This window comes from Archangium minus (assembly GCF_044360475.1).
Classification (GTDB): domain Bacteria; phylum Myxococcota; class Myxococcia; order Myxococcales; family Myxococcaceae; genus Archangium; species Archangium minus.
This window is the reverse complement of record NZ_CP043494.1, coordinates 3,511,689-3,534,528: the sequence shown is the minus strand read 5'-3', so window position 1 is coordinate 3,534,528 and position 22,840 is coordinate 3,511,689. Positions and strand designations below refer to the sequence as shown.

Genomic DNA, 22,840 nt, shown 5'->3' with positions numbered 1-22,840 from the left:
GCGGGACGGTGGTGGCTCAGGTCTCGCTCGGGACGCTGCGCATGTCCCGGGGGATGACGTCGTGCACGCCACCCTCGTGGATGCTCACGGACGACGCCACCGTGAGCCGCGCACGCTGGTAGAGCTCGCGCAGGTTGAGCGAGCCGCAGTTGCACATCGTGCTGCGCACCTTGGCGAGCGTGACGTCCAGGTTGTCCTTGAGCTTGCCGGCGTACGGGACGTAGCTGTCCACGCCCTCCTCGAACTCCAGCTGCGACTTGCCGCTGCCGCCGTGGTCGTAGCGCTGCCAGTTGCGAGCGCGGTTGCTGCCCTCGCCCCAGTACTCCTTCATGGTCTGGTTGTTGATGCGCACCTTGCGGCCGGGCGCCTCGTCGAAGCGGGCGAAGTAGCGGCCCATCATCACGAAGTCCGCGCCCATCGCGAGCGCCAGCGTCACGTGGTAGTCCTGGCTGATTCCGCCGTCCGAGCAGATGGGCACGTAGTGCCCCGTCTTCCGGAAGTACTCGTCGCGCGCGCGCGCCACCTCGATGACGGCCGAGGCCTGGCCGCGCCCGATGCCCTTCTGCTCACGCGTGATGCAGATGGAGCCGCCGCCGATGCCCACCTTGACGAAGTCCGCCCCGGACTCCACCAGGTAGAGGAAGCCCTCACGGTCCACCACGTTGCCGGCGCCCACCAGGCCCCTGGAGCCGTAGCGGGACTTCACGAACTCGATGGTGTCGCGCTGCCACTCGGAGTAGCCGTCGGACGAGTCGATGCAGAGCACGTCCGCGCCCGCCTCCATGAGCGCGGGCACCCGCTCCGTGAAGTCGCGGGAGTTGATGCCGGCGCCGATGACCAGGCGCTTCTCCTTGTCCACGTTCTCCAGCGGGTGCTCCTGGTGCGCGTCGTGGTCCTTGCGGAACACGAGGTAGACCAGGCGCTGCTGCGCGTCGATGATGGGCAGGCAGTTGAGCTTGTGCTTCCAGATAAGCTCGTTGGCCTGCTGGAGCGTAATGCCCGCCCGCCCGCTGTGGATGGCCTCGAAGGGCGTCATCAGGTCGCGCACCGCGGTGTCGAGCGGCGTGTGCCCGATGCGGTAGTCCCGGCTGGTGAGGATGCCCTGGAGCCTGCCAGTGGGCGTGCCGTCGTCAGTGATGGCCACCGTCGAGTGCCCGGTGCGACGGGTCAGCGCGAGGGCGTCCGCGAGCCTGGCGTCGGGGCGCAGGTTCGAGTCGCTCACCACGAAGCCGGCCTTGTAGTTCTTCACCTGGCGGACCATCTCCGCCTCGGACTCAATGGACTGCGAGCCGAAGATGAAGCTCAGCCCGCCCACTCGCGCCAACGCGATGCCGAGCTCCGCGCCCGACACCGACTGCATCATCGCGCTCGTGATGGGAACGTTGATGGTGAGCGGGGACTTCCGAGGATCCGGGGGGAACTCACCGGGGTCCGCCTTGAAACGGGCCACGGGAGCCAGGAGGTCCACGTTCGCCGGGGTGCACTGCTTCGTCGTCAGGTTCGGGATGAGCAGGTACTCACCGAAGGTCCTGCTCGGCTCGTCGTAGATCAGCGCCATGGCCGCAACTATTTCGGCGGCCTCGACTTGTCAAATCTTGTTTCAACGTCCCCCTGGACGCCTGCCTACACCCCGGGGAGGGGCTGTGTGACGGGCGCGCGCATCCACCGCCGGAAGAACCACACCGAGAGCAGCCCGTTGAGCACGAGGCCGAAGACGCCCTCGCCATTGAAAATCCACACCTCGCCGCCGAAGAGGCCGGGGTGCCCCGAGTACACGTCGCCGAGCAGCATGGGGTTGAAGATGTTCCAGCTCAGGTGGAACAGCGCGCAGGGCCAGACCGAGCGGCTGGCCATGTACAGCGCGGCGAACACCACCGAGGCCACGGCGATGGAGGCGAGGAAGGAGATGTTCTGGAGCACGTGCCCGCGCTGGGTGGAGGAGAAGATGACGGGCAGGTGGAAGGCAGCCCACACCGGCATGGTGATGGCAGCGGCCACCGCGGGGCGATCCATCCACCGGCGGACGAGGTAGCCGCGCCAACCCATCTCCTCGCCCAGCTCGCCGGGCAGCCCGCCCAGGTAGAACGTGGGCACCCACAGGGAGAGGTTGAAGAAATGAGGAACCACGCGCCAGTCCTTGGGAAGGCGCGCGCGCACGCGGTCCGGCCAGCCCCGGCTGTACGCCACCGCCACCAGGAGCCAGGTCAGCGATCCCGCCACCAGAAGTCCCAACATGGCGGGCACCACCACCAGGCCGCGCAGCTCAAAGGGGCCCTTCAAGGACTCGGGCTGGAAGGTGATGAAGTCCGGCCGCCCCGACACAAAGCGCACCACGTACGCCAGCGTCACCTCCACCGCCGCGTACCCCAGGGGCAATAGCAGCCCCAGGGCCCAGTATCCCCACCCCGGGAATTGCAGACCCATCGCGCGCGGTGTCTCACGCCGGAAGACCCACGCGCAGATCATCGCCACCACCGCGGGCACGCACATCAGCACCCGGAGGAGGAATATGAGCCGCACCTCGTCCAGCAGCCACAGCCAACCGATGAACCAGCTGACCAGCAGCGTGATGCAGATGAACCACAGGGTGTCTTTACGGCTGTCCATGGCGAAGCGGCGCTCCCGTGCGACAAGGCGCGGAGCGTATCACTTCGGGAGAGGCCTCGCGGCCGTCGCGCGAGCACCGTTTGCAGGGGCAACGCGAGGAAGGGACGACTTCGGGCGGTAATCCCTCACAGCCCCGAGGTCGTCCCTCATTCTCAGCTCAAAGAGAGGGCTGGCTGATTACTGGCACCACTCATCACCAGCGTCGTTGTGATAGACACGCTGGCCGGACGGACAACAATACACAACACGCGTCGAGTTCGGATACTGCACGCACTGGTGCGCGCCACTAACAGAATATCCCCGGCAGTCCAGGCCGGAGCCACAGAGCGGAATAGCCTGCTGAGAGACATCGCTCGATTCCACCGCCGGAGCCTGAGTCTCGGTGCTCTCCCCCTCCATGGAGCCACCACAGCCAAACATCAGGGCCATACCCGACGCAAGAAACAGCCTCATCAGAGTCTTTTGCATTTGAACCCCCGTGCCCTTCGTAAGGAAGGGTTCTGAAACCATAGCTCTATTCTTGATATGTAAAGGCAAAGGATTTACCAAACTATCCAGAATAAGTCGTTTTACATGGAAGCACATTTATGCCGGGATTGGAGCCGGCAACCCCAGTGGCGCCTGGCCGGCCTCCATGCACGCAACCGGGAGCACCCGGAAGCCGAGCTGCTCAGCTCGTCAAGAAAAGGGGCGCCCAGGCCACCCGTGATAGACCGGGGCCATGCTCTCCGCCCTCTCCGTCGTCGCCCTGCTGCTCGCCGCGGATGGGACTCCGGCCCAGAAGGAGTCTCCGGTCGAGGTCACCGCGCTCGCCGTGGACGTGGACTTCGTCTGCCGCGCCCGAACCACCCAGAGCCTCATCCTCACCCCAAAGGCCCAGGGACAGCTGGAGGTGCCCAAGGACTGCCCCGATGCCGGGGCCAACTGGCGCCTCACGCTCGACTGCTCTTCCAACGAGCGCTGCACTGGCTACATCCGCACGCCCCAGGGCGCTATCGCCTTCATCGAGGGCACCCGGAAACAACCCAGCCTGAAGCCCATCGCCAAGGAGCACCCGGCCACCCTGGACTTCATGAGCCTGAACATCACCGGCCAGCACACGCTGCAGCTCAAGACGGCCGAGGAGCACCAGCGACCGGTGCAGCTGCTCCTCCAGCTCCCCGCCGTGACCGGGGTCTACACGCTCGCGCCACCGGAGCACACCCCGGTGGACTTCGAGCACCAGGGCAAGCGCCTGATGCTGCGTGCCCAGGTCTCCTGGACGGACGACGAGCACGTCCACCTGAAGCTCTGGAACATCAAGCGCGAGCCACTCATGGATGAGACGCTGAAGCTGAACGAGATTCGTGAGCTCGACTGCCAGCGTCTGAATGACATCTGCACGGGCAAGCTGAAGGTCTTCGTGCGCGAGAATCAGCGCATCCTCTGAGCCTCACGGGTTCAACCCGGTTGGCGAGGTGGCCGAAAGTGTGGGCCCCTTGTCCTTGCGGCCAAACCGCTCGGAGCGCACAGTCAGGGGCATGCAGCAACGGTCCCCACGCACGCAACAGAGCGCACCCGCGCTCCGGCCAGCGCCCCATGCGCCCCTGCGCGTCGCCCTCCTGGCGTTCGATGACGCCCAGGTGCTCGATGTCACAGGACCGCTGGAGGTCTTCGGTCGCACGTCGCGCTGGCTCCTCGAGCACGGCGAGGCCACCCGCGAGCGATACGTGCTTGAAGTCATCAGCGCGAACGGGCGCGAGGTGCGAACCTCGTCCGGCCTGCGCCTCGTGGCGGATCGGACGCTCTCCAGCAAGGGACGCACGGCCCCCATCGACACGCTGCTCATCGCGGGAGGCAGGGGCGTCAGGCAGGCCGCCCAGGATGGGCGGGTGCTCGCGTGGGTGCGCGCTCAGGCACCCCGTGTGCGGCGGCTCGCATCCGTGTGCACGGGCGCGTTTGTGCTCGCCGCGGCGGGGCTGCTCGACGGCCGACGTGCCGTCACCCATTGGAGCGAGTGCGAGCAGCTCGCGCGCCTGTACCCACGCATCACCGTGGAGAAGGATCCCATCTTCATCCGCGACGGAGCGCTCTACACGTCCGCGGGTGTGACAGCGGGCATGGACCTGGCGCTCGCGCTGGTGGAGGAGGACTGCGGGCGCGACGTGGCCCTGGCGGTGGCACGTGAGCTGGTGCTCTTCCTTCGCCGGCCCGGCGGCCAGTCGCAGTTCAGCGCGCAACTCGCCGCGCAAACCGCCGAGCGCCAACCTCTGCGCGAATTGCAGGCGTGGGTGATGGACCATCCCGGAGAGGACCTGCGCATCCCTGCGCTCGCGCGCCGTGCCGCCATGAGCGAGCGCAACTTCCGCCGCGCCTTCACCGCCGAGGTGGGCTGCGCCCCTGCCCGCTTCATCGAGCGCATCCGCGTGGAGGCCGCGCGCCGAGCCCTGGAGGACACCTCCGACGGCGTGGACGCCATCGCCACCCGAGTGGGCTTCGGCACCGCCGAGTCCATGCGCCGCGCCTTCACCCGTGCCCTGAACATCAGCCCTACCACCTACCGCGAGCGCTTCCGCGCCGCCCCCACCAGGAGAACCCGGACATGACCCGAATTGGCATTGTGTTGTTTGACGGCGTGGAGGAGCTCGACTTCGTCGGCCCCTGGGAGGTCTTCACCATGGCCGCGAAGCTCAAGCCCGACGCCGGCATCGAGGTCCGCACCGTCTCCAAGGAGGGCGGCCCCGTACGCTGCGCCAAGGGGCTGCGCGTCACGCCGGACGGTGGTTTCTCCGATGCGCCGCGCTTCGACATCCTCCTCGTCCCCGGTGGAGATGGCCGCAAGCGTGAGATGAACGACGAGCGCATGCTGTCCTGGCTACGCGCCCGTAGCGCCGAGGCCACCTGGAACACGAGTGTCTGCACCGGCGCCTTCTTGCTGCACGGCGCGGGACTACTCGCGGGGCGCCGCGCCACGACCCACTGGAGCGCGGTGGAGGAGCTGCGCACCCGCGCTGGCAAGGAGCTCACCGTCGTCGAGGACGTCCGCTTCGTCCGGGACGGCAACGTGGTGACGGCCTCTGGTGTGTCCGCTGGCATCGACATGGCGCTGTGGCTGGTGGGCCAGGTGTGGGACCCAGCCTTCGCGCGCCAGGTGCAACGGCACATGGAGTACAACCCCGCGCCGCCCTACACGGCGGAGGCGTAGGGTCAGCGCCCGTCTTCCTCGGTGAACTCGGCGTCGACCTCGTCTCCCGGCCGGCGCTCGATGCGTTGCTGAGGAGGCGTCCCGAAAGGTCCTCCCGGGAACGGCCCCGACTGGAAGGTCGTGACACGCAACGTTCCCGCCGCCATGCGGCGCTCGAGCCTCCGGCGCACAATGGCGGCCACGACTTTGCGCGTCGGGGGGAACAGCAGCAGGAGGCCCACGACATCGGTGAGGACGCCCGGCGCCACCAGCAGCACCCCGCCTACCAGGACGAGCACTCCGCCCAGAATGCCCTCCTCGGGCATGCGGCCCTGCGCGAGTGACTCCTGCCAGCGGCGGACAACCCGAACGCCCTCCCCCTTGGCGAGCAAGGCACCAACGAAGCCCGTGAGCAGCACCATGCCCACCGTGGGCCAGAAGCCGACCTCACGGCCGATGGCCAGCAGCAGGTACAGCTCGATGAACGGCACGACCGTGAACGCGAGGAAGAGGTACTTGAACACCTCCCCAACTTAACGCCTCAGGACCGTCCGTACCTGGATGAACTCGTGGATACGCACCGTGCTGAAGCCCAGCGAACTCAACCCCCGAGCTGGTCGCTCATCCAGTTGACCAGCAGGTACAGCAGGGTGAAGAAGCCCAGGACTCCGAGCACGAACTTCGTTGTGGGCTGAAAGCCCTCGCTCTCGGTGGTGCTGATGGGCATGGCCGAGGCCACCCCGAGCATCTCCCCCGCGTAGCGCGCGGTGCGCTCGTATTGGTCCGCCACCACGCCGTCCGAGTGGGCGGAGAGTTCGCGCCCAAGCTGCGGATCGAAGAAACGGACCTCGGCCTCTTTCGCCACCTCTGCCACCCTGGCCACCACCTCACGGACCAGCTCGGTCCGGTCCGACAGGGGCACCCGCACCTCCGTGGCTACCCACTGGCCCCCCTCTTTCAGGGGGTGGATCTCCACCGAGCCGTGCTCGAGCTGCCAGGTGTGCCCACCGCCTGGTAGCACCTTCGCCCCCCGGGCTTCCAAGAGGGCCTCGACCCGGGCGCTGTCAAAAGGCGTCCCGGGGACCATGGATTGAAGGAGCAGGTCGTATCTCACGCGGGTTGGAGTATACGCCGCCAAAGCCATGCCCAAGCCAACGCCAGGACCCCGTCACGACCGCCGCCCCGGACCCCCCGCCGGCCGCAAGCGCCCCCAGCACCGCCCCGAGGCGCCCGCCCCGGACCGGACCACCCCGGACATCGGTCCGGACGGACTGCCCCAGGTCTCCCTCATCCGCCGGGGCGTCGAGCGCTGGCAGGCCGGCCACCCGTGGATCTACCGCGCCGACCTCAACGGCGACCCCGCCCTCCAGGGGGGCGAGGTGGTGCGCGTCACGGACGCCCGCGGCTGGTTCCTGGGCAAGGCCTTCTATTCGAAGCACTCGAAGATCTCCCTGCGTTGGCTCTCCTACGAGGACGTAGCGGTCGACACGGACTTCTTCCGCCAGCGCCTCGCCCTGGCCGACGCCATGCGTCGGCGAGCCCTGCCCGGAGAGACCACCTACCGCGTGGTGCACGGCGAGGCGGACCTGCTGCCCGGCCTCGTGGTGGACCGCTACGGCGACTGCCTGAGCGTGCAGTTCCTCATCCCCGGTACCGAGCAGCGCAAGCAGCTCCTCGTGGACCTGCTGGTGGAGCTGTACAAGCCGCGCGCCATCATCAACCGCTCGGACGTGGGCGTGCGCGCGCTGGAGGGACTGCCCCAGGAGAAGGGCGTGCTGTACGGCACCCAGCCTGGGCCCGTGGCCTACGACGAGGGCCTGGTGCGCGTTCGTGCGGACCTGCTGGAGGGACAGAAGACGGGCGCGTTCCTGGACCAGCGGGAGAACCACATCATGGCCTCGCAGTACGCCTTCGGCGAGGCCCTGGACTGCTTCTCGTACGTGGGCGGCTTCGCGCTGCAGCTCGCCACCCGAGCCCAGAAGGTCACCGCGGTGGAGATCTCCGACCAGGCGGCAGCACAGCTGCGCGAGAACGCGGCGTCCAACAAGCTCACCAACGTGGACGTGGTGGTGGCCAACGCCTTCGACTTCCTGCGCGACTCAGTGGACGAGGGCCGGCGCTTCGACACCATCGTGCTGGACCCGCCGTCGTTCGCGAAGAACAAGGACGCCATCGAGGGAGCGCTGCGCGGCTACAAGGAGATCAACCTGCGCGCCATCCAGCTCCTGCGTCCAGGCGGCTACCTCATCTCCGCGAGCTGCACGTACCACATCGACGAGCAGGCCTTCGAGGACATGCTGGCCTCGGCGGCGGCGGACGCGAAGCGGCGGGTGCAGATCATCGAGAAGCGTGGCGCGGGCAAGGACCACCCGGTGCTGTTGAACCTGCGCGAGACGCGCTACCTGAAGTGCTTCGTGCTCCGCGTGCTCTAATGCGAGACTGCGTCCATCCCCTCTCCCTCTGGGAGAGGGCCAGGGTGAGGGTCGTCCTCCCCAGGCGCGAGCGAACCGAGCGCGGGAGCCCATGAACCCATGCACCACTGGGACGACGACATCGACGAAGCCCCCACGGCTGCGAGCGCGCGCGAGGAAACGCGAGCCCTCCAAGAGCTGCGCGCCATCTACCGGCAGGCGGACGCGGCCTACACGCCCTTCTCGTGTCCGGCGAGCGGCGAGTGCTGTCAGCTCTCGAAGACGAAGCGTCAACCGTGGCTGTGGTACCCCGAGTGGCTGCTGCTCGCGCGCAACCACCCACTACCTCCTCCAAGAGAGGACGGGGGCTGCCCCTACCTGGACGCGGCGGGAAAGCGCTGCACCGTGTACGCGGAGCGCCCCTTCGGCTGCCGGACCTTCTTCTGCGAGCGCATCCGCGGCCCGGCCCGCCAGCCGGCGGACACGGTGAGCGCCCTCTTGATTCGCCTGGAGCGCGTCTCCCAGCGCATACTGCCGTCACTCACAGGCCCCCGGCCCATTCTCGAGTGGCACGCGGAAGCCTCAACCCAGGAACAACCATGAGCCCGATGCCGTGGCGCAGTGCCTTGATGGCGGTGGTCCTCGCCCTGTGCGGATGTGCCGGTGCGGCCGGGGACGCGGTGATCAACACCGCGTTCGCGTTCGGGGCGTCCGCGGCCTCGCGCGCCAGCGGTGGCTGCTATGCCGCGTGTCCCGTAGGTACCACGTGTAACAAGACCACGGGCCTGTGCGATCAGCTCCCCTGTCGGGGAGAGTGCGATCCCTTCGAGATGTGCGTCGAGGAGCGGCTGACCTACCGGTGTGTCGCCCGAGGCACGGGGAACGGCCCCCTCATCGTCAACCCCGCCCCAACTCCCTCTGAGCAGACCACTCCCGAGCAGAAGCCCGCCGAGCCGCAGCCGTGAGCCGCTGGCTCGTCGCGCCGCAGGAGTTCAAGGGGACGCTCACGGCTGCCGAGGCTGCCTCCGCGCTGGCCGAGGGGCTGCGACAAGGCGCGCCCGGAGTGGAGCTGGACCTGGCGCCGCTCGCGGATGGCGGACCCGGCACAGTGGACGCACTGCTCGCGGGGCTGGGCGGCGAGCGGGTGACGCACACCGTGCAGGGCCCACTCGGCGCGCCCGTGCGGGCCACCTATGGACTGCTGGACGCGGGGCGCACGGCGGTCATCGAGATGGCCGCGGCCTCCGGCCTGTCCCTGCTCACTCCGGACCAGCGAGACCCCCGGCGCACCACCACCCTCGGCACCGGCGAGCTGATTCGCCAGGCATTGGACCGGGGCTGCGAACGGCTCATCCTCGGGCTCGGCGGCAGCGCCACGAATGACGGGGGAACGGGGGCACTCACGGCGCTCGGGTTCCAGTTCCTCGACGCACACGGTGCGCCGCTGCCTCCAGGCGGGGCCGCATTGAAGCGACTCGCGCGGGTGGAGACGAGCGGACGGCACCCACGACTCACCGAGGTGGAGGTGCTGGTCGCCACGGATGTCACCGCGCCGCTGCTGGGACCGGATGGGGCCTCGCGCCTCTTCGGTCCCCAGAAGGGCGCGGACGAGGACACCGTGGCCGAGCTGGACTCGGCCCTGGCCAGGCTCGCTGAAGTCGTCGCGCCCGGACCCGCCCAGCTTCCTGGTGCGGGTGCAGCCGGAGGCTTCGGCTACGGGCTCGCGGCCCTGGCAGGGGGAAGAATCGTCTCCGGGTACGAGCTGGTCGCCCGGACGCTCCGGCTGTCCGAACGCCTCGCCGCCGCCGAGGCCGTGCTCACCGGTGAGGGCCGCTTCGACCGGCAGACGGCGCTCGGCAAGGGCCCCGGCTCCTTGGCGCGGGAGGCACGGGCACTCGGCAAGCGCACGGTGATGTTCGCGGGGATCGTCGCGCCCGATGCGGACGCAGGCGCTTCGCCCTTCGACGACGTGGTCGAGGTGTCCACGCTCGCCCCGCCCGGCCTCTCCCACGCGGAGGCGCTACGTCACGCCGGCGCCTGGTGGGCCTCCCAACACAGGTAGGGACAAAGCCGACATGGAGCCCCGCTTCCGCGGCATGCCCACCAGTCAACCTCTGGAGAAGAGGCATGGCGGAGCAGGCTCGAGGTGCCTTGACTGAGGACTGTGGGGGGAGCACTAGGCGGGCACCCCCTATCCCGTCGAGAATGGAAGCCCATGACTCAAGAGACCGACCGAGAGGCTTCACGAAAGAATGGGCAGCCGACCTACGTGTTCGTTCACGGAGCCGGCAGCAACTCGTTCAGCTGGGCACCGCTGCTTCGCGAGCTGGCCCTGCTCGGGCATCGCACACTCGCTGTTGATCTGCCGGGACACGGCTTCGACGCGCAGTTTCCCATCTCGTACCAGGCCCCTCAGGACCTGGAGGCGTTCGCCACCGAGCCGTCGGCGATGGCGCGCATCACCCTCCAGGACAGCGTGAATCACGTTGTCGACATCGTCCGGCGAGTCGCCGTCCACGGGCCTGTCATCCTGGTCGGTGCCAGCATGGGCGGGGTGATCATCAGCGGCGTCGGCAACGCCATCCCCGAGCTGCTCAGCCGGATCGTCTACATCTCCGCCTGGTGCTGCGTCGACCTGCCCAGCATCGCGGAGTACAGCCAGACGCCGGAGAACAACGAGAGTCTGCTGCCCAGCCTGGCGGGAGTGGCCGTAGGTAATCCCACGCAGATCGGCGTGGGCAGGACCAACTACCGCTCGGCGGATCCAGCCTTCCTGTCGAACGCGAAGGCCGCCCTGATGGCCGATGCCACCGACGACCAGTTCCGGGCGTTCCTCAACACCCTGCAGCCCGACGAGTCGCTCTCGATGATGGTGGCGGATGCGCGAGTCGACGCGAAGACCTGGGGGCGGATTCCCCATACCTATATTCGCCTCACGCGGGACCGGTCGATTCCTCCCTCCATGCAGGACAGGATGATCGCCGAGGCCGATGCGCTGACTCCGAACAACCGGTTCGACGTGCGGACCGTCGAGGCCAGCCACGTCGGGTTCGTCCTGAAGGCCCGGGAGGTCGCCGGGATCCTCGCCAGCCTCGCGTAGGTGGGCACGAGCCGCTGACAGGAGGGGCGCATGTTCGATTGTAACGACCTGCGCTCTTCCTCGCGGTGCAGCAAGCGGTAAACCCCTCGGCGGCGAGCCAGCTCCAGGTGAGCCAGACCATCGTAGGCCGCCGATTGGAGGCCCGGCACCTGGTCAGCAGGGAATCTCTCTTCCCTCCAGAGGGAAAAGTCATCCCCTCTATCGGTAGCGGCTTTCCCACGGCGTACCAGCCATTTTCCTCAGACCGACCGGGGGACAACCCCCGTGCACAGGACCTCATGTCCGTTCGCGTTCTGGAGGGATAGCAAGATTTCCTTGAATGACAGCTCCTCCGGCTTTGCGTTTGCAATCTCGCGGGCTCGGCGGGAACACGGGCGCCGCCGAAACGTGGACGCTCGGCGAACCCGCCTTTCGCAACCAACCACTCCCCGTACCACTCCCGTAACAGGAGGTAGGAAAATGATTGTGAACTCCTTGCCGAAGTTCCTGGTCGCTGGTGCGTTCGCTGCGGTGTCGACCTTCGCGCTTGATGCGCACGCGCAGAACCCCCACTTCATCGGAGAGCCCACGGCGCGGTGTCGCGGAGCCAATCTCGAAGTGTCATTCAAGGTTGCCGGGCTCGGCCAGGGCGAGTTCGTCACGGTGGCCGCGACGGGCGATGCGACCGCGCAGTGCGTGAACCGAGGGGACAACATCCCTCCGGGACAGACAGAGACCGTGAGCGCCTCTGGGACTTTTGGCCCGGCGAGCAAGAGCGGCAACGTCGTCGGCGCGCTCCTCTTGTCGCCCCAAGCGCAGTGCCCCGGCGGCCAGACGCTCCGCGTGACGTACACCGACATCACGCTCGTGCTCCCTGGCACCGGCGAAACAGTCCCGCTCGAAGGCACCTTCGTCTGCAGCGCACGCTAGGAGAAACCACCCGCTCACCGCCTTGGGCCCAGGCGAGCCCAAGGTAGCGGCCCACGCGGCCTGTGACGCTGCCTGCCTTGAGGCGCACGCCGCCATTACCCCACGCGAGGCAGTGCGAGTGGAAGGAGCGCGGAGGGTGGGTCCACCATGTGGAGCACGCGCATCGCGCGCTGATGCGCATCGGGATCGAAGGTGGCCCGCAGCATCACCCTATCCCCCAGGGCGCTATTGAGCGCCATGGTCAGACGCTCCACAACGCTCACGTTCTCTAGGGAGCACCCGGGGACGCGCAGGTCCTCGCCGGCCGCGGTGAGCCAGGGGCCCGCGACGAGCTCGTTGAACCGCTTCTGTGAGGTCCTCCCCCCCTGAGCCATCTGCCGCCCGAGCTCGAGCGCCGACAGCAGGCTCACCGTCATTCCCTGCCCGTAGACGGGATTCAAGGCACACAGCGCATCGCCTATCGTCACGAGGTTGTCGGCCTCGAACGCGGGCCGCAGCACGCGCGTGCCCGCCATCCTGCGGAAGCAGCGGATGGGCCCCACGAACTCGGCCTCGGACAGCACCTGGGCCAGGCAGGGATCGCGCAGGGAGCGGGCGTACTCCATGAAGCCCTCCTTGTCTCCCGGAGGCACCTCGTGGCCGGCGCCAATCATCATCGCCAGGTGGAGCCCACCCTCGATGGGATTGATGCAACCTCCGCGAAGATGATGGGGCGCACACACCTGCACGTAAGCCTGCTTGAATGGCAGACGCTCCGCGTGGGGGATACGCACCACGCACGTGGCATAACTCGCCCGCGCATCCACCTTCTCGAGCACCGCCTGCGAGCGGAAGGGGCCATTGCGCCCCGAGGCATCCACAAACAGAGAGGCCTCCAACTCCCGCCCATCACTCGCTTTCACAGCCAGGATGCGGCGCTGCGAAGAGTCCCACCGGAAGGTCTCCGCCTGGAAATGTTCGACGAGCTCGATTTTTGGGTTGCTCTTCAGACGTGCGCGGATCGTCTTCTCCAGGAGACCGCGGCTGCACAAGCGCGAGGTGATGTTCGTGGGGGGACGCGGGAAGGCCCCGAAGCGCCCCACCCAGTAGCAGTTCGTGCCCCAGTCGACCTCCGCGGCCCCGGCCTGGATGAGCTCCTCGCCAATGCCCGGGAAAAGCTCATTGAAAGCCAACCAACCGCGTCGCATCAGCACATGGAGGTGATCGACCTGCGGCACGCCCTGGCGCTCGTGAGCCACGTCCTGCCCATCCCTATCCACGAGCAGGACGCGCGCAAAGTGCTGGGACAGAACATGCGCCGCAGACAGCCCCGCGATACCACCACCAATCACAACCGCTTTCGACATGAGAAGGCTCCTTGGGCGCTGTCGGGCTCGAAGCTCACTTCGAACCAGCGAGCACTGGACCGGAAGGGAGCATCGGGCTAATATTTTTTGAGAAATCTTTAGCCCACTGCTCCACAGCGACCGGCATTGTGACTGTGAATTCTGTCGCGGCCGCATCGCTCGCGTCATCACCCAAGAGGGGGAGACCGCCCTCCCCGCCCGCGGGAGCCTCCCAGAACGTCACTCTTCAGTGGCCTCGGAGAACGCCGCCGCCACGCTCGCGATGTATCGCGCCGTGCTCCTCGCGAGCACCCTGGAGGCCGCGTCCGTCGCGCCGTTCTGATCCGCCACTGTCGCTTGAAAGCGCAGTCCAGTCATTTCAGGCACTTGGACGCGCAGAAAAAAGTGCGGTGGCGTGTCGATCTCGTGAGCCTTCGTTCGACGTAGAAGGAGCACACACCAGAGAGAACCCACCCGATGGCAACTGCAAAGAAGACCGCCCCCAAGAAGACGGCCGCCAAGAAGACAGCACCGAAGAAGGCCACCGCCGTGGCGAAGCCGGCGCGCGCCGCACCCAAGGAATCACCGATGAAGGGCTCTACGATTGACGCGTACGTCGGCGCGCTGGAGACGTGGCAGCAGGAAATCGCGCGCCCCTTCGCCGCCCTGATCGCAAAGGTGGCGCCCAACTCCTCGGCGTACATCAAGTGGGGGCATCCGGTGTGGGACCACGGAGGGCCCTTCGCGCTGCTGAAGCCAGCGAAGGCGCATGTGACCCTCGGGTTCTGGCGTGGCGGGCAGATGAAGGACGCGGAGGGCCTCCTCGAAGGCGACGGCGATGGGATGCGGTATGTGAAGATCAAATCGGGCCAGCAGCTCCCCTCGTCCCTCGCGGAGCTGGTACGCGAGGCCGTGGCGCTCAACACGCAGCACGGCGACCCCTTGAAGCGCTGATGTTGCCCGCTTGCCGGGCGCACCTCGCCCAGTTCGGCCATGAACTGCTCCCACATGGCCGGACCTCCTCGTGGTTTCGGCTGGGACGGTGGCTGACTTCTGGCGCTCGGCCTACGAAGCGCTCCAGGCCTAGACTCAACCTGGCAGCACGGTGAGCGGCAGCACCGTGGGACCGCGGACGACGATCGACGCGTGCCACTGCACGGGTGTGGCGTCGCGAACCAGGCCGCCGCACCGGTCGAGCAGCGCATTCAGAGCGAGCCGCGCCTCCATACGGGCCAGGGGGGCGCCGAGGCAGAAGTGAATGCCGTGGCCAAAGGGCATGTTCGACGGTCCCTCACGATCGAGGTCGAAGCGCTCGCTGTTGGGGAACTGCGCCTCATCGCGGCAGGCGGAGCCCAGCAGCAGCATCACGTGCGAGCCGGCTGGCAGACGGACGCCGCAGAGCTCCGTCTCAGCGGTGGTGTGCCCAGCGTCAATTACTTTTTCCCCTTGGCGACAATTACACTTCCCCATCGGGTTGATGCCCTGACTGCGTTCACTTCGTCGTCGCCGTAGTCGTCGTCACGTCCATCGAAGCCTCTGGGTCGGTCACCTCCTGTGCTGTGGGCAGGGCTGTGGATGAGGGGGCCCGGGGGGAGACTCAAAACCTGTGGACAGGCTGTTACTCGTCCCCGGGCGCCTTGCGCGGGGCCTTGTCGGCCGTCTCCCGGCTCCTGGCCTTCTCGCTGCGGTAGCTCTCCCCGGTGAGCTCCAGAATCAGCGCGTGGTGCACCACCCGGTCAATCGCCGCCGCCGTCGTCATCGCGTCCTTGAAGATTCGGTCCCACTGCGAAAACACCAGGTTGCTCGTAATCAGGACGCTCCTGCGCTCGTAGCGCTGGGCCAGGAAGGTAAACAGCACCTCCATCTCCTCCCTGTCCTGCTGGATGTAGCCGATGTCGTCGATGATGACCGCGTCGTACCCGTCCAGCCGCCGCAGCTCCTTCTCCAGCAAGAGGCTCTTCTTGGCCGAGAGCAGTCGCTGCACCAGCAGCACCGCCGGGATGAAGAGCACCTCGTAACCGCGCTGCACCAGCTCGTGGCCTATGGCGCTCACCACGTGCGTCTTGCCGCGGCCCGGCAGCCCGAAGGCCAGCACGTTCTCCGCGCGCTCGACGAAGCCGCCCTCGCACAGGGCCGGTAGCTGGCGGCGCACCTTGGCCGGCAGCTTCTCCTGCTCGAGCGTGGCGAGCGTCTTGTCCGTGGACAGCCCCGAGGCCTTGAGCAGTCGCTCTATCCGCCGGCCCCGGCGCTCGCTCAGCTCCAGCTCCACCAGTTGGCGCAGGTAGTGCGGGCACGTCCATCCCTCCTGCCCGGCGCGCCTGGCCAGCTCCTCGTGGTGGGCTGCAAACGCAGGCAGCTTCAGCGCTCGCAGCAGCATGGCCAGCGTCTGCTGCTGCTCGTCGGCGGCGCTCGCCGCTGCTCGCAGGGACGTGGAGGTGGTGCTCATGAGGCCACCTCCCGCTGCGCCACCAGCAGCGCGTCATAGCTGCTCAGGTCCACCTCGGGCTGTGCCAGCTCGGGCACCTCGGGCCTGGCTGGCGCCACCAGCGCCTTCACCTGCTCGGCACCGCGCAGTCCGCCCTCGGCCAGCAGTCGCGTCAGCACCTGCTCCACCTGGGACTCCAGCGTGGAGGCCGAAAGGTGAAGAATCCGCAGGTACTCCACATCCGCGGCTCTCCCCTCGTGCACCCGCTGCAGCTCGTCATACGCCTGGCGGAATACCAGCGAGGGGAAGAGGTCCTCCCGGTAGCGGTACTGCGCGAAGGCCCCTGGCTTCTGCACCAGCGACCAGATGATGTGCCGGTAGTTGATGCGGTGTCCGTTGCGGCCCACCAGCCTGTCCACCACCAGCTGCGGCTTTCCCGCGTGCAGCACCTCCAGCCTGTCGTCGTACACGCGCACCCGCACGCGCTGGCCCACCAGCCGCGAGGGTACCGAGTACGTGTTGTGCTGCACCCGGATGGTGCTCCATGCCGTGACGACTACCTCCAGCTCGCTGTACTCCACCAGCCGCTGCACCGACAGCGGCCTCATCGCCGCGAGCTCCTCCTCCACCTTCGCGCCGCGCAGCCGGTTGGCCTTCTCCAGCACGCTCTGCACCCAGCTCTCGTACGCCGCGGCGCTCTCGAAATCCCGGCTGCCGCGCATCAGCAGGTGCTGCAATAGCCGGCGTTTGAGCGCGCCGTTGAGCGCCTCCACGTCCCCGTTCTGCTCCTTCTTCCCCACTTCAATGGTGCGCGGCTCCATGCCCAGGTGCTTCATGAGCGCGAGGTACTCGGCGTTGAAGCCCCGCTTGCCGTTGCGCAGGTCGTGCGTGGCGCTGGTGGAGTTGTCCGTCTGGTGGTAGCGCGGCACCTTCCCCAGCCGGAAGACGGCCGCCTGCACTCCTCGCTTGATGGCCGCCATGGACTCCGAGTGGCACACCGTCGCCCATTCCCAGTTGGAGTAGGGCAGCACCGGGTGGCACAGCAGGTGCGCGAAGGGCTCGCCTCCCACCGTCACCTCCAACTCCTTGGCCCAGGTGAAGTCCGTCTGCATCGCTTCCCCGGGCCGATGCTCCTGGGCGAAGAACACCTGCTTCTCCGGTCCCTGCTGCGCTCTCCACTGGCGCACTCGCCGCTGCAACGTGCGCAGCTGCCCCGGCTTGTAGCGGCCCGGCTCGCGAGCACACAGCTCCTCGAAGAGCGTCTTGGCCTCCAGCTCCGGCGCCTCCTTCAGCCGCTCGGCCAGGCTGTCCCACTGCTCCTCGAACGGGTCCTCCCGTGTCCTCCAGGTGCGCTCCTGCTTGAGCTCCGAGGGGAACTTCCCCTCCTTCACGTACTTGCGTGCCGTCTTGCGGTCCATCCCCGCCCGGGCCGACGCCAGCCCGAGGCGACCGTGCTTCGCCATCTCTTCCATCAGCTTCCTCACCTGGGCATCCGTCGTCCTCACCCGTCCATCCGAACCTCCGGAGTCACCGGGTTTCTACCGACGGCTGCCGTCACTCTGGATGGGGAGGTGTAATTGTCGTTGATGGGGAGGTGTAGTTGTCGCTGAGCAGTGGTGAGACGCATCAGCGTCTGGGCCACGGGCTCGTAGCGCAGCACCTCCTCGATGAACCGGGGAACCAGCGAGCGGTCCGCGCGCACGCGCGCGAACACATCCGGGCGCTCGGCGAGCACCAGGGCAGAGTGGCCCAACAGGTGGATGGTGGTCTCCAAGCCGGCGACGAGCAGCAGGAAGAGGAAGCCCAGCAACTCCGCGTCCGTGAGGGCCTCGCCCTCGATGCGGGCGGCGAGCAGATCACTCACCATGTCCTCGCGGGGGGAGCGGCGGCGTTCCGCGATGACCTCCTTCAGGTACTGCTCCATCTCCGCGTAGGTGCCCCGAATCTGGGCGTGCCACGCATGCGCATCCGGGGGCGTGGAGGTGGTGTTGTTGATGTCATCCGCCCAGCGCTTGAAGCGCGGGTGCAGCGAGGCATCCAGGCCGAGCAGCTCGCCAATGACGGACGCAGGCACGCGCAGGGCGAAGGCTTCCACGAAGTCCACAGGGCGGCCGAGGGTCAGCTCGGCGGCGGCCTGCTCGGCGTAGGCGCGGATGCGCGGCTCCATCCGGCTCAAGGCGGTGGGGCCGAAGGCGCGGTTGACGAGCGCCCGGAGGCGGGTGTGCTGGGGCGGATCCTGCATGACCATGGAGTCCGCGAACGGGTTGCTGCGCCCCAGCCACTCGGGCTCCGCGGGCCCGCGGTGGCCGGTGGAGGAGAAGAGCTGGGGATTCTTCAAGACGTGCAGGACGTCGGCGTAGCGGGAGACGGCCCAGAAGCCGAGCGGGTCCACCTGGGCGAGCGTGGGCTGGCGCCGCAGCTCGGCGAAGAACGGATAGGGGTTCGCGCGGAACTCGGGCGCGAAGAGATTCAGACGAACGGTCATGTGGAGAGCTCCCCCCCGGGGATGCGTTGATGAGGTGTCCGGATGCTACCTCATTTGAAGGGCCCACTCAGCCGCACCTCGGGGAGCGTGCGAGCCAGTGACTCCAGCGAGGCATGGAGCTGGGGGCCTGTCACCCCCCCGGCAGTGACAGGCCCATGGGGAACCACGGAACCCCTACAGCTTGTACCAGAGCGCCGAGGCGGTGCAGCTCAAGGGGTAGTCCGAGCCGATCGGGTCCACCCAGAGGATCTTGGTCTGGCCCTTCGCGAGCGGGCCCGCGAGGGTGCGCTTGACGGCCGCGTGGTAGCCGTACTTCACCGTGGCCGTGATGGTGGCGTCGGCCGGCACGCTGACGGTGGTGGAGGTGTTGGTGATCTCCAACCCCACGAAGGGGTAGTTCGCCACGCACTTCAGCGAGAGCGTGATGGGCTCCTCGTCATCGCCTGGGCCCGGGCAGCCATCAATGGGGCAGGCCTGGGCGGACACGGTCCCCTCGGAGGGCACAGCGTCCTCGCCCGGCAGGGACTCGTCCGTGGGCGCGCCGCCGCAGCCAACCGAGAAACCAAAACCCACAGCGAGGAGAGAGAGGCACTTCAGCGTCTTCAGGTTCATGGTGAGCGACCTTTCTGAGTCGTTCGGGTGATGCTCAGGGCTAGAGCAACCCGTGTGCCGACGTCCTTCGACTCAGCCGCGCGCGTCTCCCCCTCGGAGAAGGCCTCCGGGACGCGTGGATGGCACCGGAGGAGGGCTGTGCCAGCCGTGCCAGCGCCTGTGCCAGCCATGTGCCTGGTGTCCGAATCCAAGCTTCAACAGTTCTGGCCGCATCCCCGTGCCGCGACGTTGACAGGATGGTTTGCTTCGCACACCGTTTACGAAACAAACGAATCCAACCCTGTGAGCCAACCCCTATGAGCTATACCCAGACCCTGTCCCTGCCCGACAACGCGTCCCTGTTCACCCGCCTGCGCGTGGCGCGCCGGTGCCTGAAGGAGCTCAGGAATGACGCAACGAATCCCACCTACGGTCAGACGTTCAACCTGAGCCTCAATGCCAACGTCTACGCATCGCTCGCCCAGCAGTTCCAGCGCAGCGAAGAGGGGCGCCGCATGCTGTCCAAACGCCCTTCCCTGGAGGCCCGGGAACTGGATCTGGCCGCGTTCGAGCGCCTGCCCGAGGGAACGCTCGGCCATGAGTTCGCGCGCTACTACCGCGACAACAAGATCTCGCCCTTTGCAACGACGCTCGAGCTCAAGAGCGACATCGACTTCCTCTCCAAGCGCTACCGCGAGACGCATGATCTGTTGCACGTGCTGACGGGCTACGGCACGGACGTGGTGGGCGAGATGGAGCTACAGGCGTACGTCCTGGGCAACCTGGGGCTCCGGACCACGATGCTCGTCCTGCTGAACGGCACGATTGGACAGCTCAAGGCTCCGCAGTCCGGCGTCGAGCGGTCCGAGTACCTGCGGCGGCTGTGGGCCGCGTACCGCCGTGGCCGCGCGTCCCCGCGGTTCCTCGACTTCTGGTTCGAGGAGCACTGGGAGACCCCCGTGGCCACGCTGCGCGCGCGGCTGTGCGCCCCCGCCCATGCGTAGGGAGCGATGAAAAGAGACCGAGCAGCCCCCGGTCTCGCCCAGCCCCGTGCCGTCAGTGCCCCGGCGAGGACTCTTCCCGCGGGCGCTCGACGAGGGTCTGCCTCGCCCTCGAGACCTGTTCGGCCGCCGTCGCCGGCTGGCCCGTCGCGCTGGCGCAGCGCTCACGGAGCGTGGTGTCGGACGTGGTCTCGAACAGGTTCCAGGAGAGCAGGTCTCCCTTCATGACGGGCAGGAGCACGCGCTGCCCGATGATGTACTGGCGAGAGTCCCACTGGACGAACGACGAGGTGACCCACTCCTTGGAGACCTGGATGTTGGCGACGTCCGCCTCGGTCACGCGCTCGCCCGTCGCGAGATCCCGCATCGCGACGATTACGGAGACCCGCTCGGGAGTCGGAGCCCGCCGGGCTCCCTTCTCGGGCCGCGCGCCCAGCAGGATCACGAGCAGCGGCACGAACAGCAGCAGATGATGTGGACGCATCTCAGTGACCCTCCGTGGCAACACCGAAGAACGCCTCGGCCCGCGCCCTGGCTACGGCAGCGCGCTCCTTGTCGCTCGCCGCGCCGGCCTGCATCACGCATGCGCCCGTGGAGCGCGGCTGGTCCGGGTCATCCAGGAACTGCCAGCGCAGCGCATCTCCCGGCTGCATCCCCACCACCGCCAGGGCCCCCACCACGGACTCCAAGGCGTCCCCAGGCACCACGCTCGGCGTCACCAGCGCCCGAGGCATCTTCCGGATCTCCAGTGCCGACGCGGGAATCCGGCTTCCCTCCGCCACTTCCTGCGTCACCACGACGACCGGGGTCTGCCCCTTCGCGTCGAACTTGAAGGCGGGCACTGGCGGCGGGGGGCTTGTGGGCGGAGGGCCACTGCGCTGCGTGAAGGCCTGGATGGCCGCATCCCGCGCTCGCTCACCGGCCTCCTTGAAGGCGGTGCGCCCGTCGGCGATGCAAGCCCGCACCTGCTCTTGGGATTGCTGTTGGGCAAACACCGACCAGGCCAGGACGTCTCCCTTCACCATCCCCAGGGTGAGGGCCTTCCCAACCACCGCTCGCCGATCCTTGGGCTGGATGAACGACTCCGGGACGAACTGCTCTGGGAAGGCGACTTCCGCAAGGTCCTCGTCCTTGAGCACCTCTCCCGCCTCGACATCCCTCACGAGGGTGAGGGTGGGCTTCAGCGCCCAGCCATAGCGGGCATCCTGCATCCGCTTCGGAATGGTGAGAGCCGCGAGCAGGCCCATCACCGCGCAGCTCACGACGAGGCCGATCAGCGCGCCCAGGAGGAAGGACCTCATCGCGAACCTCCCCCGACCAGCCGTTCACGGATCTTCCCCGCGGTCTGATCCGGCCTGGAGCGGTTCGGTTGCAGGTCGAGCGCACGCTGGCACTCATCGGAGAGCAGGCGCTCCGAGGGCTCGAGCTTTTCCGTGGCCGCAGCGAAGAACGCCCAGCGCAGCGGCTCGCCCGCCTGCACGGGAACGGTGAGCGCCTGGCCAACCACGTAGGTCGCCGAATCCGGACGAACCATGGAGGACGTAACGAGCTGCTCGGGAGCGGAGCGCTGCGCCAACTCATCGAGCGTCAACACCTCACCGGGCGCGAAGTCACGCTGTGGGACGATGACCGGGACGAGCGTCCAACCCGCGCGCGCCTCCTTCTCCGCCTTCTTGACGAGGGTGTACGCGAGAACCCCCGCGCCAAGCCCGAAGGCGACCAGGCCCACGCCCAGTCCCACGACGACGCCGCCGACGAGCATGCCCTTGTGCAGCGGTTTCCGAGGGGCGCTCATGACCGCCCCCTCATGAACCCGCGTCCAACCCGGAAGAATCGCATGCGCGCACGGTAGCCCGGTGCAAGTCCCGGGCACCACGGCCAGCAGGTGCGGCCCAACGCCTGCGGCTCACGGCGTGTACTTCACCGTCCGCGTCACCCAGGACATGCCACCGCGTCCGTCACGCACCACCACCCAGAAGCGAACCTCCTGGGCCTGCGCGTTCGACGGGGGCTGCCACTCCACGTTGTGCCGCTCCTCACCACCGCCCAGGTCAGCCCCACCCGTGTTGTTGGGCGAGATGGTCCCCAACGTGCTCAGCCAACTGAGCTCCCAGGACTCCTCGAGGTGCACGGGCTTGAGCTCGAAGGAGGGCACCACGTACGACTCCTCGAACGAGGAGAAGTCCTGCGGCTCCAGCTTGAAAGGACCCGGGCCGGACAGCTCACGCGCCACCTCCGCCTCCCATGGCTGGCCTTCCAGCAACAGGCCCGGCAGCGCTGGCTGCTCGTTGGGCTTCATCTCCGGGAAGAAGCGGCAGCCGTACACCATCAGCTTCTGCGCGTAGACCTGCTCGTCACCGCCGCGTACCCACAGCACCAGGGGAAGGCGCACGCCGCCCAAGCCCCGGTACGTGTCCTCCGCGAGCACCTTCTGCGCGACCAACGTGCCATCTTCCAGCCGCGCCGCGCCCGGACCCGGGGTGAGGTCGATGACCAGCTCGCCCCCCTGGGTGACGCCACGGGCCACCTCCACGCGCTCGCCCTGGCAGGTCTCATCCCCCGGGTCGACACAAGCCCACAGGGTGTAGTCGAGGTCGCGACCATTCCCAGCCGGATCCGGAAGGAGCGCGGTGACGCGCACCGGGCGCACGAGCGTGCCGATGAGCGCAGCAGGGTCCGTGGAGCACGTGTCGGAGAACAACTCCGGAGGATCCATCCGGATGGCGAGCACGCGCAGGTCCTTCACATTCGACGGGTTGTCCTCGGACCCCACGCAGGCGGAGCACAGCAGCAGGCCGAGGACGACAGACAGGTAGCGCATGA

General features: G+C 67.8%; 26 protein-coding genes. 11 read left to right on the top strand and 15 right to left on the bottom strand.

Annotation, left to right across the window (positions count from 1 at the left end):
- Positions 1–16 precede the first annotated feature (16 nt).
- Both F0U60_RS14555 and F0U60_RS14550 read right to left on the bottom strand, forming a co-directional pair.
- Complete coding sequence (locus F0U60_RS14555; protein WP_395819549.1) at positions 17–1,558, bottom strand: IMP dehydrogenase; 1,542 nt, start codon at positions 1,556–1,558, stop codon at positions 17–19.
- A gap of 65 nt (positions 1,559–1,623) precedes the next feature.
- Entirely contained in the window at positions 1,624–2,607 is a 984-nt protein-coding gene (locus F0U60_RS14550; RefSeq protein WP_395819547.1) for a lysostaphin resistance A-like protein, read from the bottom strand.
- A gap of 721 nt (positions 2,608–3,328) precedes the next feature.
- On the opposite strand from F0U60_RS14550, the gene F0U60_RS14545 reads away from it, so the two are divergent.
- From F0U60_RS14545 to F0U60_RS14535, 3 genes are all read left to right on the top strand, one after another.
- The gene (locus tag F0U60_RS14545) at positions 3,329–4,036 is read left to right on the top strand and encodes a hypothetical protein (RefSeq protein ID WP_395819544.1); all 708 of its coding nucleotides are present in this window, start codon (positions 3,329–3,331) and stop codon (positions 4,034–4,036) included.
- Between the two features lie 91 nt (positions 4,037–4,127).
- Positions 4,128–5,192 (top strand): GlxA family transcriptional regulator, encoded by a 1,065-nt coding sequence (locus tag F0U60_RS14540; RefSeq protein ID WP_395819541.1) that lies wholly within the window; start codon positions 4,128–4,130, stop codon positions 5,190–5,192.
- Positions 5,189–5,791, top strand: a complete 603-nt coding sequence (locus F0U60_RS14535; protein ID WP_395819539.1) for a DJ-1/PfpI family protein — start codon at positions 5,189–5,191, stop codon at positions 5,789–5,791. The genes F0U60_RS14540 and F0U60_RS14535 overlap by 4 nt, the downstream gene beginning before the upstream one ends.
- A 2-nt stretch (positions 5,792–5,793) precedes the next feature.
- Here the strand turns inward: F0U60_RS14535 and F0U60_RS14530 are convergent, their stop codons facing one another.
- Both F0U60_RS14530 and F0U60_RS14525 read right to left on the bottom strand, forming a co-directional pair.
- Positions 5,794–6,294, bottom strand: a complete 501-nt coding sequence (locus F0U60_RS14530; protein ID WP_395819535.1) for an FxsA family protein — start codon at positions 6,292–6,294, stop codon at positions 5,794–5,796.
- A 77-nt stretch (positions 6,295–6,371) separates the two neighbouring features.
- On the bottom strand, positions 6,372–6,812 hold the full coding sequence (locus F0U60_RS14525; protein ID WP_395819532.1) for a hypothetical protein: 441 nt from the start codon (positions 6,810–6,812) through the stop codon (positions 6,372–6,374).
- 100 nt (positions 6,813–6,912) lie between these two features.
- Here F0U60_RS14525 and F0U60_RS14520 point away from each other — a divergent pair, with 100 nt between their 5' ends.
- The 6 genes from F0U60_RS14520 (at position 6,913) to F0U60_RS14495 (ending at position 12,190) form a co-directional block, all read left to right on the top strand.
- Positions 6,913–8,202 carry a class I SAM-dependent rRNA methyltransferase gene (locus F0U60_RS14520; protein WP_395819529.1) on the top strand — a complete coding sequence of 430 codons (1,290 nt, stop codon included), beginning with the start codon at positions 6,913–6,915 and terminating at the stop codon, positions 8,200–8,202.
- A gap of 99 nt (positions 8,203–8,301) precedes the next feature.
- Positions 8,302–8,784 carry a YkgJ family cysteine cluster protein gene (locus F0U60_RS14515; RefSeq protein WP_395819526.1) on the top strand — a complete coding sequence of 161 codons (483 nt, stop codon included), beginning with the start codon at positions 8,302–8,304 and terminating at the stop codon, positions 8,782–8,784.
- Positions 8,781–9,146, top strand: a complete 366-nt coding sequence (locus tag F0U60_RS14510) for a hypothetical protein (protein ID WP_395819523.1) — start codon at positions 8,781–8,783, stop codon at positions 9,144–9,146. Before F0U60_RS14515 ends, F0U60_RS14510 begins: the two co-directional genes overlap by 4 nt.
- A complete protein-coding gene (locus tag F0U60_RS14505; protein ID WP_395819520.1) occupies positions 9,143–10,243 on the top strand; it encodes a glycerate kinase in 1,101 nt (366 codons plus the stop codon). Before F0U60_RS14510 ends, F0U60_RS14505 begins: the two co-directional genes overlap by 4 nt.
- Positions 10,244–10,396: 153 nt before the next feature.
- Positions 10,397–11,281: an alpha/beta hydrolase gene (locus F0U60_RS14500; RefSeq protein ID WP_395819518.1), complete on the top strand. Its 885-nt coding sequence runs from the start codon at positions 10,397–10,399 to the stop codon at positions 11,279–11,281.
- 459 nt (positions 11,282–11,740) lie between these two features.
- Positions 11,741–12,190, top strand: coding sequence for a hypothetical protein (locus F0U60_RS14495; RefSeq protein WP_395819514.1), 450 nt, complete (start codon positions 11,741–11,743; stop codon positions 12,188–12,190).
- Between the two features lie 95 nt (positions 12,191–12,285).
- Here the strand turns inward: F0U60_RS14495 and F0U60_RS14490 are convergent, their stop codons facing one another.
- Positions 12,286–13,536 carry an NAD(P)/FAD-dependent oxidoreductase gene (locus tag F0U60_RS14490; RefSeq protein WP_395819512.1) on the bottom strand — a complete coding sequence of 417 codons (1,251 nt, stop codon included), beginning with the start codon at positions 13,534–13,536 and terminating at the stop codon, positions 12,286–12,288.
- 219 nt (positions 13,537–13,755) lie between these two features.
- Positions 13,756–13,893, bottom strand: coding sequence for a hypothetical protein (locus F0U60_RS14485; protein WP_395819509.1), 138 nt, complete (start codon positions 13,891–13,893; stop codon positions 13,756–13,758).
- A 99-nt stretch (positions 13,894–13,992) separates the two neighbouring features.
- On the opposite strand from F0U60_RS14485, the gene F0U60_RS14480 reads away from it, so the two are divergent.
- On the top strand, positions 13,993–14,469 hold the full coding sequence (locus tag F0U60_RS14480) for a DUF1801 domain-containing protein (protein ID WP_395819506.1): 477 nt from the start codon (positions 13,993–13,995) through the stop codon (positions 14,467–14,469).
- 135 nt (positions 14,470–14,604) lie between these two features.
- Here the strand turns inward: F0U60_RS14480 and F0U60_RS14475 are convergent, their stop codons facing one another.
- From F0U60_RS14475 to F0U60_RS14455, 5 genes are all read right to left on the bottom strand, one after another.
- A complete protein-coding gene (locus tag F0U60_RS14475; protein ID WP_395819504.1) occupies positions 14,605–14,985 on the bottom strand; it encodes a cytochrome P450 in 381 nt (126 codons plus the stop codon).
- A gap of 148 nt (positions 14,986–15,133) precedes the next feature.
- The gene (gene istB, locus F0U60_RS14470) at positions 15,134–15,961 is read right to left on the bottom strand and encodes an IS21-like element helper ATPase IstB (RefSeq protein ID WP_395817573.1); all 828 of its coding nucleotides are present in this window, start codon (positions 15,959–15,961) and stop codon (positions 15,134–15,136) included.
- Entirely contained in the window at positions 15,958–17,445 is a 1,488-nt protein-coding gene (gene istA / locus F0U60_RS14465; protein ID WP_395804709.1) for an IS21 family transposase, read from the bottom strand. The genes istB and istA overlap by 4 nt, the downstream gene beginning before the upstream one ends.
- On the bottom strand, positions 17,442–18,425 hold the full coding sequence (locus F0U60_RS14460) for a cytochrome P450 (RefSeq protein ID WP_395819501.1): 984 nt from the start codon (positions 18,423–18,425) through the stop codon (positions 17,442–17,444). Before F0U60_RS14460 ends, istA begins: the two co-directional genes overlap by 4 nt.
- A gap of 174 nt (positions 18,426–18,599) precedes the next feature.
- Complete coding sequence (locus F0U60_RS14455) at positions 18,600–19,037, bottom strand: hypothetical protein (protein ID WP_395819498.1); 438 nt, start codon at positions 19,035–19,037, stop codon at positions 18,600–18,602.
- Positions 19,038–19,333: 296 nt separating this feature from the next.
- Between F0U60_RS14455 and F0U60_RS14450 the strand changes: the two genes are divergently transcribed.
- The gene (locus F0U60_RS14450) at positions 19,334–20,020 is read left to right on the top strand and encodes a Coq4 family protein (RefSeq protein ID WP_395819495.1); all 687 of its coding nucleotides are present in this window, start codon (positions 19,334–19,336) and stop codon (positions 20,018–20,020) included.
- 52 nt (positions 20,021–20,072) lie between these two features.
- Here F0U60_RS14450 and F0U60_RS14445 read toward each other — a convergent pair whose 3' ends face one another.
- The 4 genes from F0U60_RS14445 to F0U60_RS14430 form a co-directional block, all read right to left on the bottom strand.
- Positions 20,073–20,501 (bottom strand): SAF domain-containing protein, encoded by a 429-nt coding sequence (locus F0U60_RS14445; RefSeq protein WP_395819492.1) that lies wholly within the window; start codon positions 20,499–20,501, stop codon positions 20,073–20,075.
- A gap of 1 nt (position 20,502) precedes the next feature.
- Positions 20,503–21,318: an SAF domain-containing protein gene (locus F0U60_RS14440; protein ID WP_395819489.1), complete on the bottom strand. Its 816-nt coding sequence runs from the start codon at positions 21,316–21,318 to the stop codon at positions 20,503–20,505.
- Positions 21,315–21,812 carry an SAF domain-containing protein gene (locus tag F0U60_RS14435; protein ID WP_395819487.1) on the bottom strand — a complete coding sequence of 166 codons (498 nt, stop codon included), beginning with the start codon at positions 21,810–21,812 and terminating at the stop codon, positions 21,315–21,317. The genes F0U60_RS14440 and F0U60_RS14435 overlap by 4 nt, the downstream gene beginning before the upstream one ends.
- 111 nt (positions 21,813–21,923) lie before the next feature.
- Entirely contained in the window at positions 21,924–22,838 is a 915-nt protein-coding gene (locus F0U60_RS14430; RefSeq protein WP_395819485.1) for a hypothetical protein, read from the bottom strand.
- Between the last annotated feature and the right edge of the window lie 2 nt (positions 22,839–22,840).

Coding starts and splice junctions, on each gene's coding strand:
- F0U60_RS14540 (WP_395819541.1), top strand. CDS start 4,128: ATGCAGCAACGGTCCCCACGCACGCAACAGAGCGCACCCGCGCTCCGG.
- F0U60_RS14535 (WP_395819539.1), top strand. CDS start 5,189: ATGACCCGAATTGGCATTGTGTTGTTTGACGGCGTGGAGGAGCTCGAC.
- F0U60_RS14430 (WP_395819485.1), bottom strand. CDS start 22,838: ATGCGCTACCTGTCTGTCGTCCTCGGCCTGCTGCTGTGCTCCGCCTGC.
- F0U60_RS14455 (WP_395819498.1), bottom strand. CDS start 19,037: ATGAACCTGAAGACGCTGAAGTGCCTCTCTCTCCTCGCTGTGGGTTTT.
- F0U60_RS14485 (WP_395819509.1), bottom strand. CDS start 13,893: ATGACTGGACTGCGCTTTCAAGCGACAGTGGCGGATCAGAACGGCGCG.
- F0U60_RS14495 (WP_395819514.1), top strand. CDS start 11,741: ATGATTGTGAACTCCTTGCCGAAGTTCCTGGTCGCTGGTGCGTTCGCT.
- F0U60_RS14480 (WP_395819506.1), top strand. CDS start 13,993: ATGGCAACTGCAAAGAAGACCGCCCCCAAGAAGACGGCCGCCAAGAAG.
- F0U60_RS14490 (WP_395819512.1), bottom strand. CDS start 13,536: ATGTCGAAAGCGGTTGTGATTGGTGGTGGTATCGCGGGGCTGTCTGCG.
- F0U60_RS14500 (WP_395819518.1), top strand. CDS start 10,397: ATGACTCAAGAGACCGACCGAGAGGCTTCACGAAAGAATGGGCAGCCG.
- F0U60_RS14510 (WP_395819523.1), top strand. CDS start 8,781: ATGAGCCCGATGCCGTGGCGCAGTGCCTTGATGGCGGTGGTCCTCGCC.
- F0U60_RS14550 (WP_395819547.1), bottom strand. CDS start 2,607: ATGGACAGCCGTAAAGACACCCTGTGGTTCATCTGCATCACGCTGCTG.
- F0U60_RS14520 (WP_395819529.1), top strand. CDS start 6,913: ATGCCCAAGCCAACGCCAGGACCCCGTCACGACCGCCGCCCCGGACCC.
- F0U60_RS14435 (WP_395819487.1), bottom strand. CDS start 21,812: ATGAGCGCCCCTCGGAAACCGCTGCACAAGGGCATGCTCGTCGGCGGC.
- F0U60_RS14440 (WP_395819489.1), bottom strand. CDS start 21,318: ATGAGGTCCTTCCTCCTGGGCGCGCTGATCGGCCTCGTCGTGAGCTGC.
- F0U60_RS14555 (WP_395819549.1), bottom strand. CDS start 1,558: ATGGCGCTGATCTACGACGAGCCGAGCAGGACCTTCGGTGAGTACCTG.
- F0U60_RS14445 (WP_395819492.1), bottom strand. CDS start 20,501: ATGCGTCCACATCATCTGCTGCTGTTCGTGCCGCTGCTCGTGATCCTG.
- istB (WP_395817573.1), bottom strand. CDS start 15,961: ATGAGCACCACCTCCACGTCCCTGCGAGCAGCGGCGAGCGCCGCCGAC.
- F0U60_RS14515 (WP_395819526.1), top strand. CDS start 8,302: ATGCACCACTGGGACGACGACATCGACGAAGCCCCCACGGCTGCGAGC.
- F0U60_RS14460 (WP_395819501.1), bottom strand. CDS start 18,425: ATGACCGTTCGTCTGAATCTCTTCGCGCCCGAGTTCCGCGCGAACCCC.
- F0U60_RS14450 (WP_395819495.1), top strand. CDS start 19,334: ATGAGCTATACCCAGACCCTGTCCCTGCCCGACAACGCGTCCCTGTTC.
- F0U60_RS14475 (WP_395819504.1), bottom strand. CDS start 14,985: ATGGGGAAGTGTAATTGTCGCCAAGGGGAAAAAGTAATTGACGCTGGG.
- F0U60_RS14545 (WP_395819544.1), top strand. CDS start 3,329: ATGCTCTCCGCCCTCTCCGTCGTCGCCCTGCTGCTCGCCGCGGATGGG.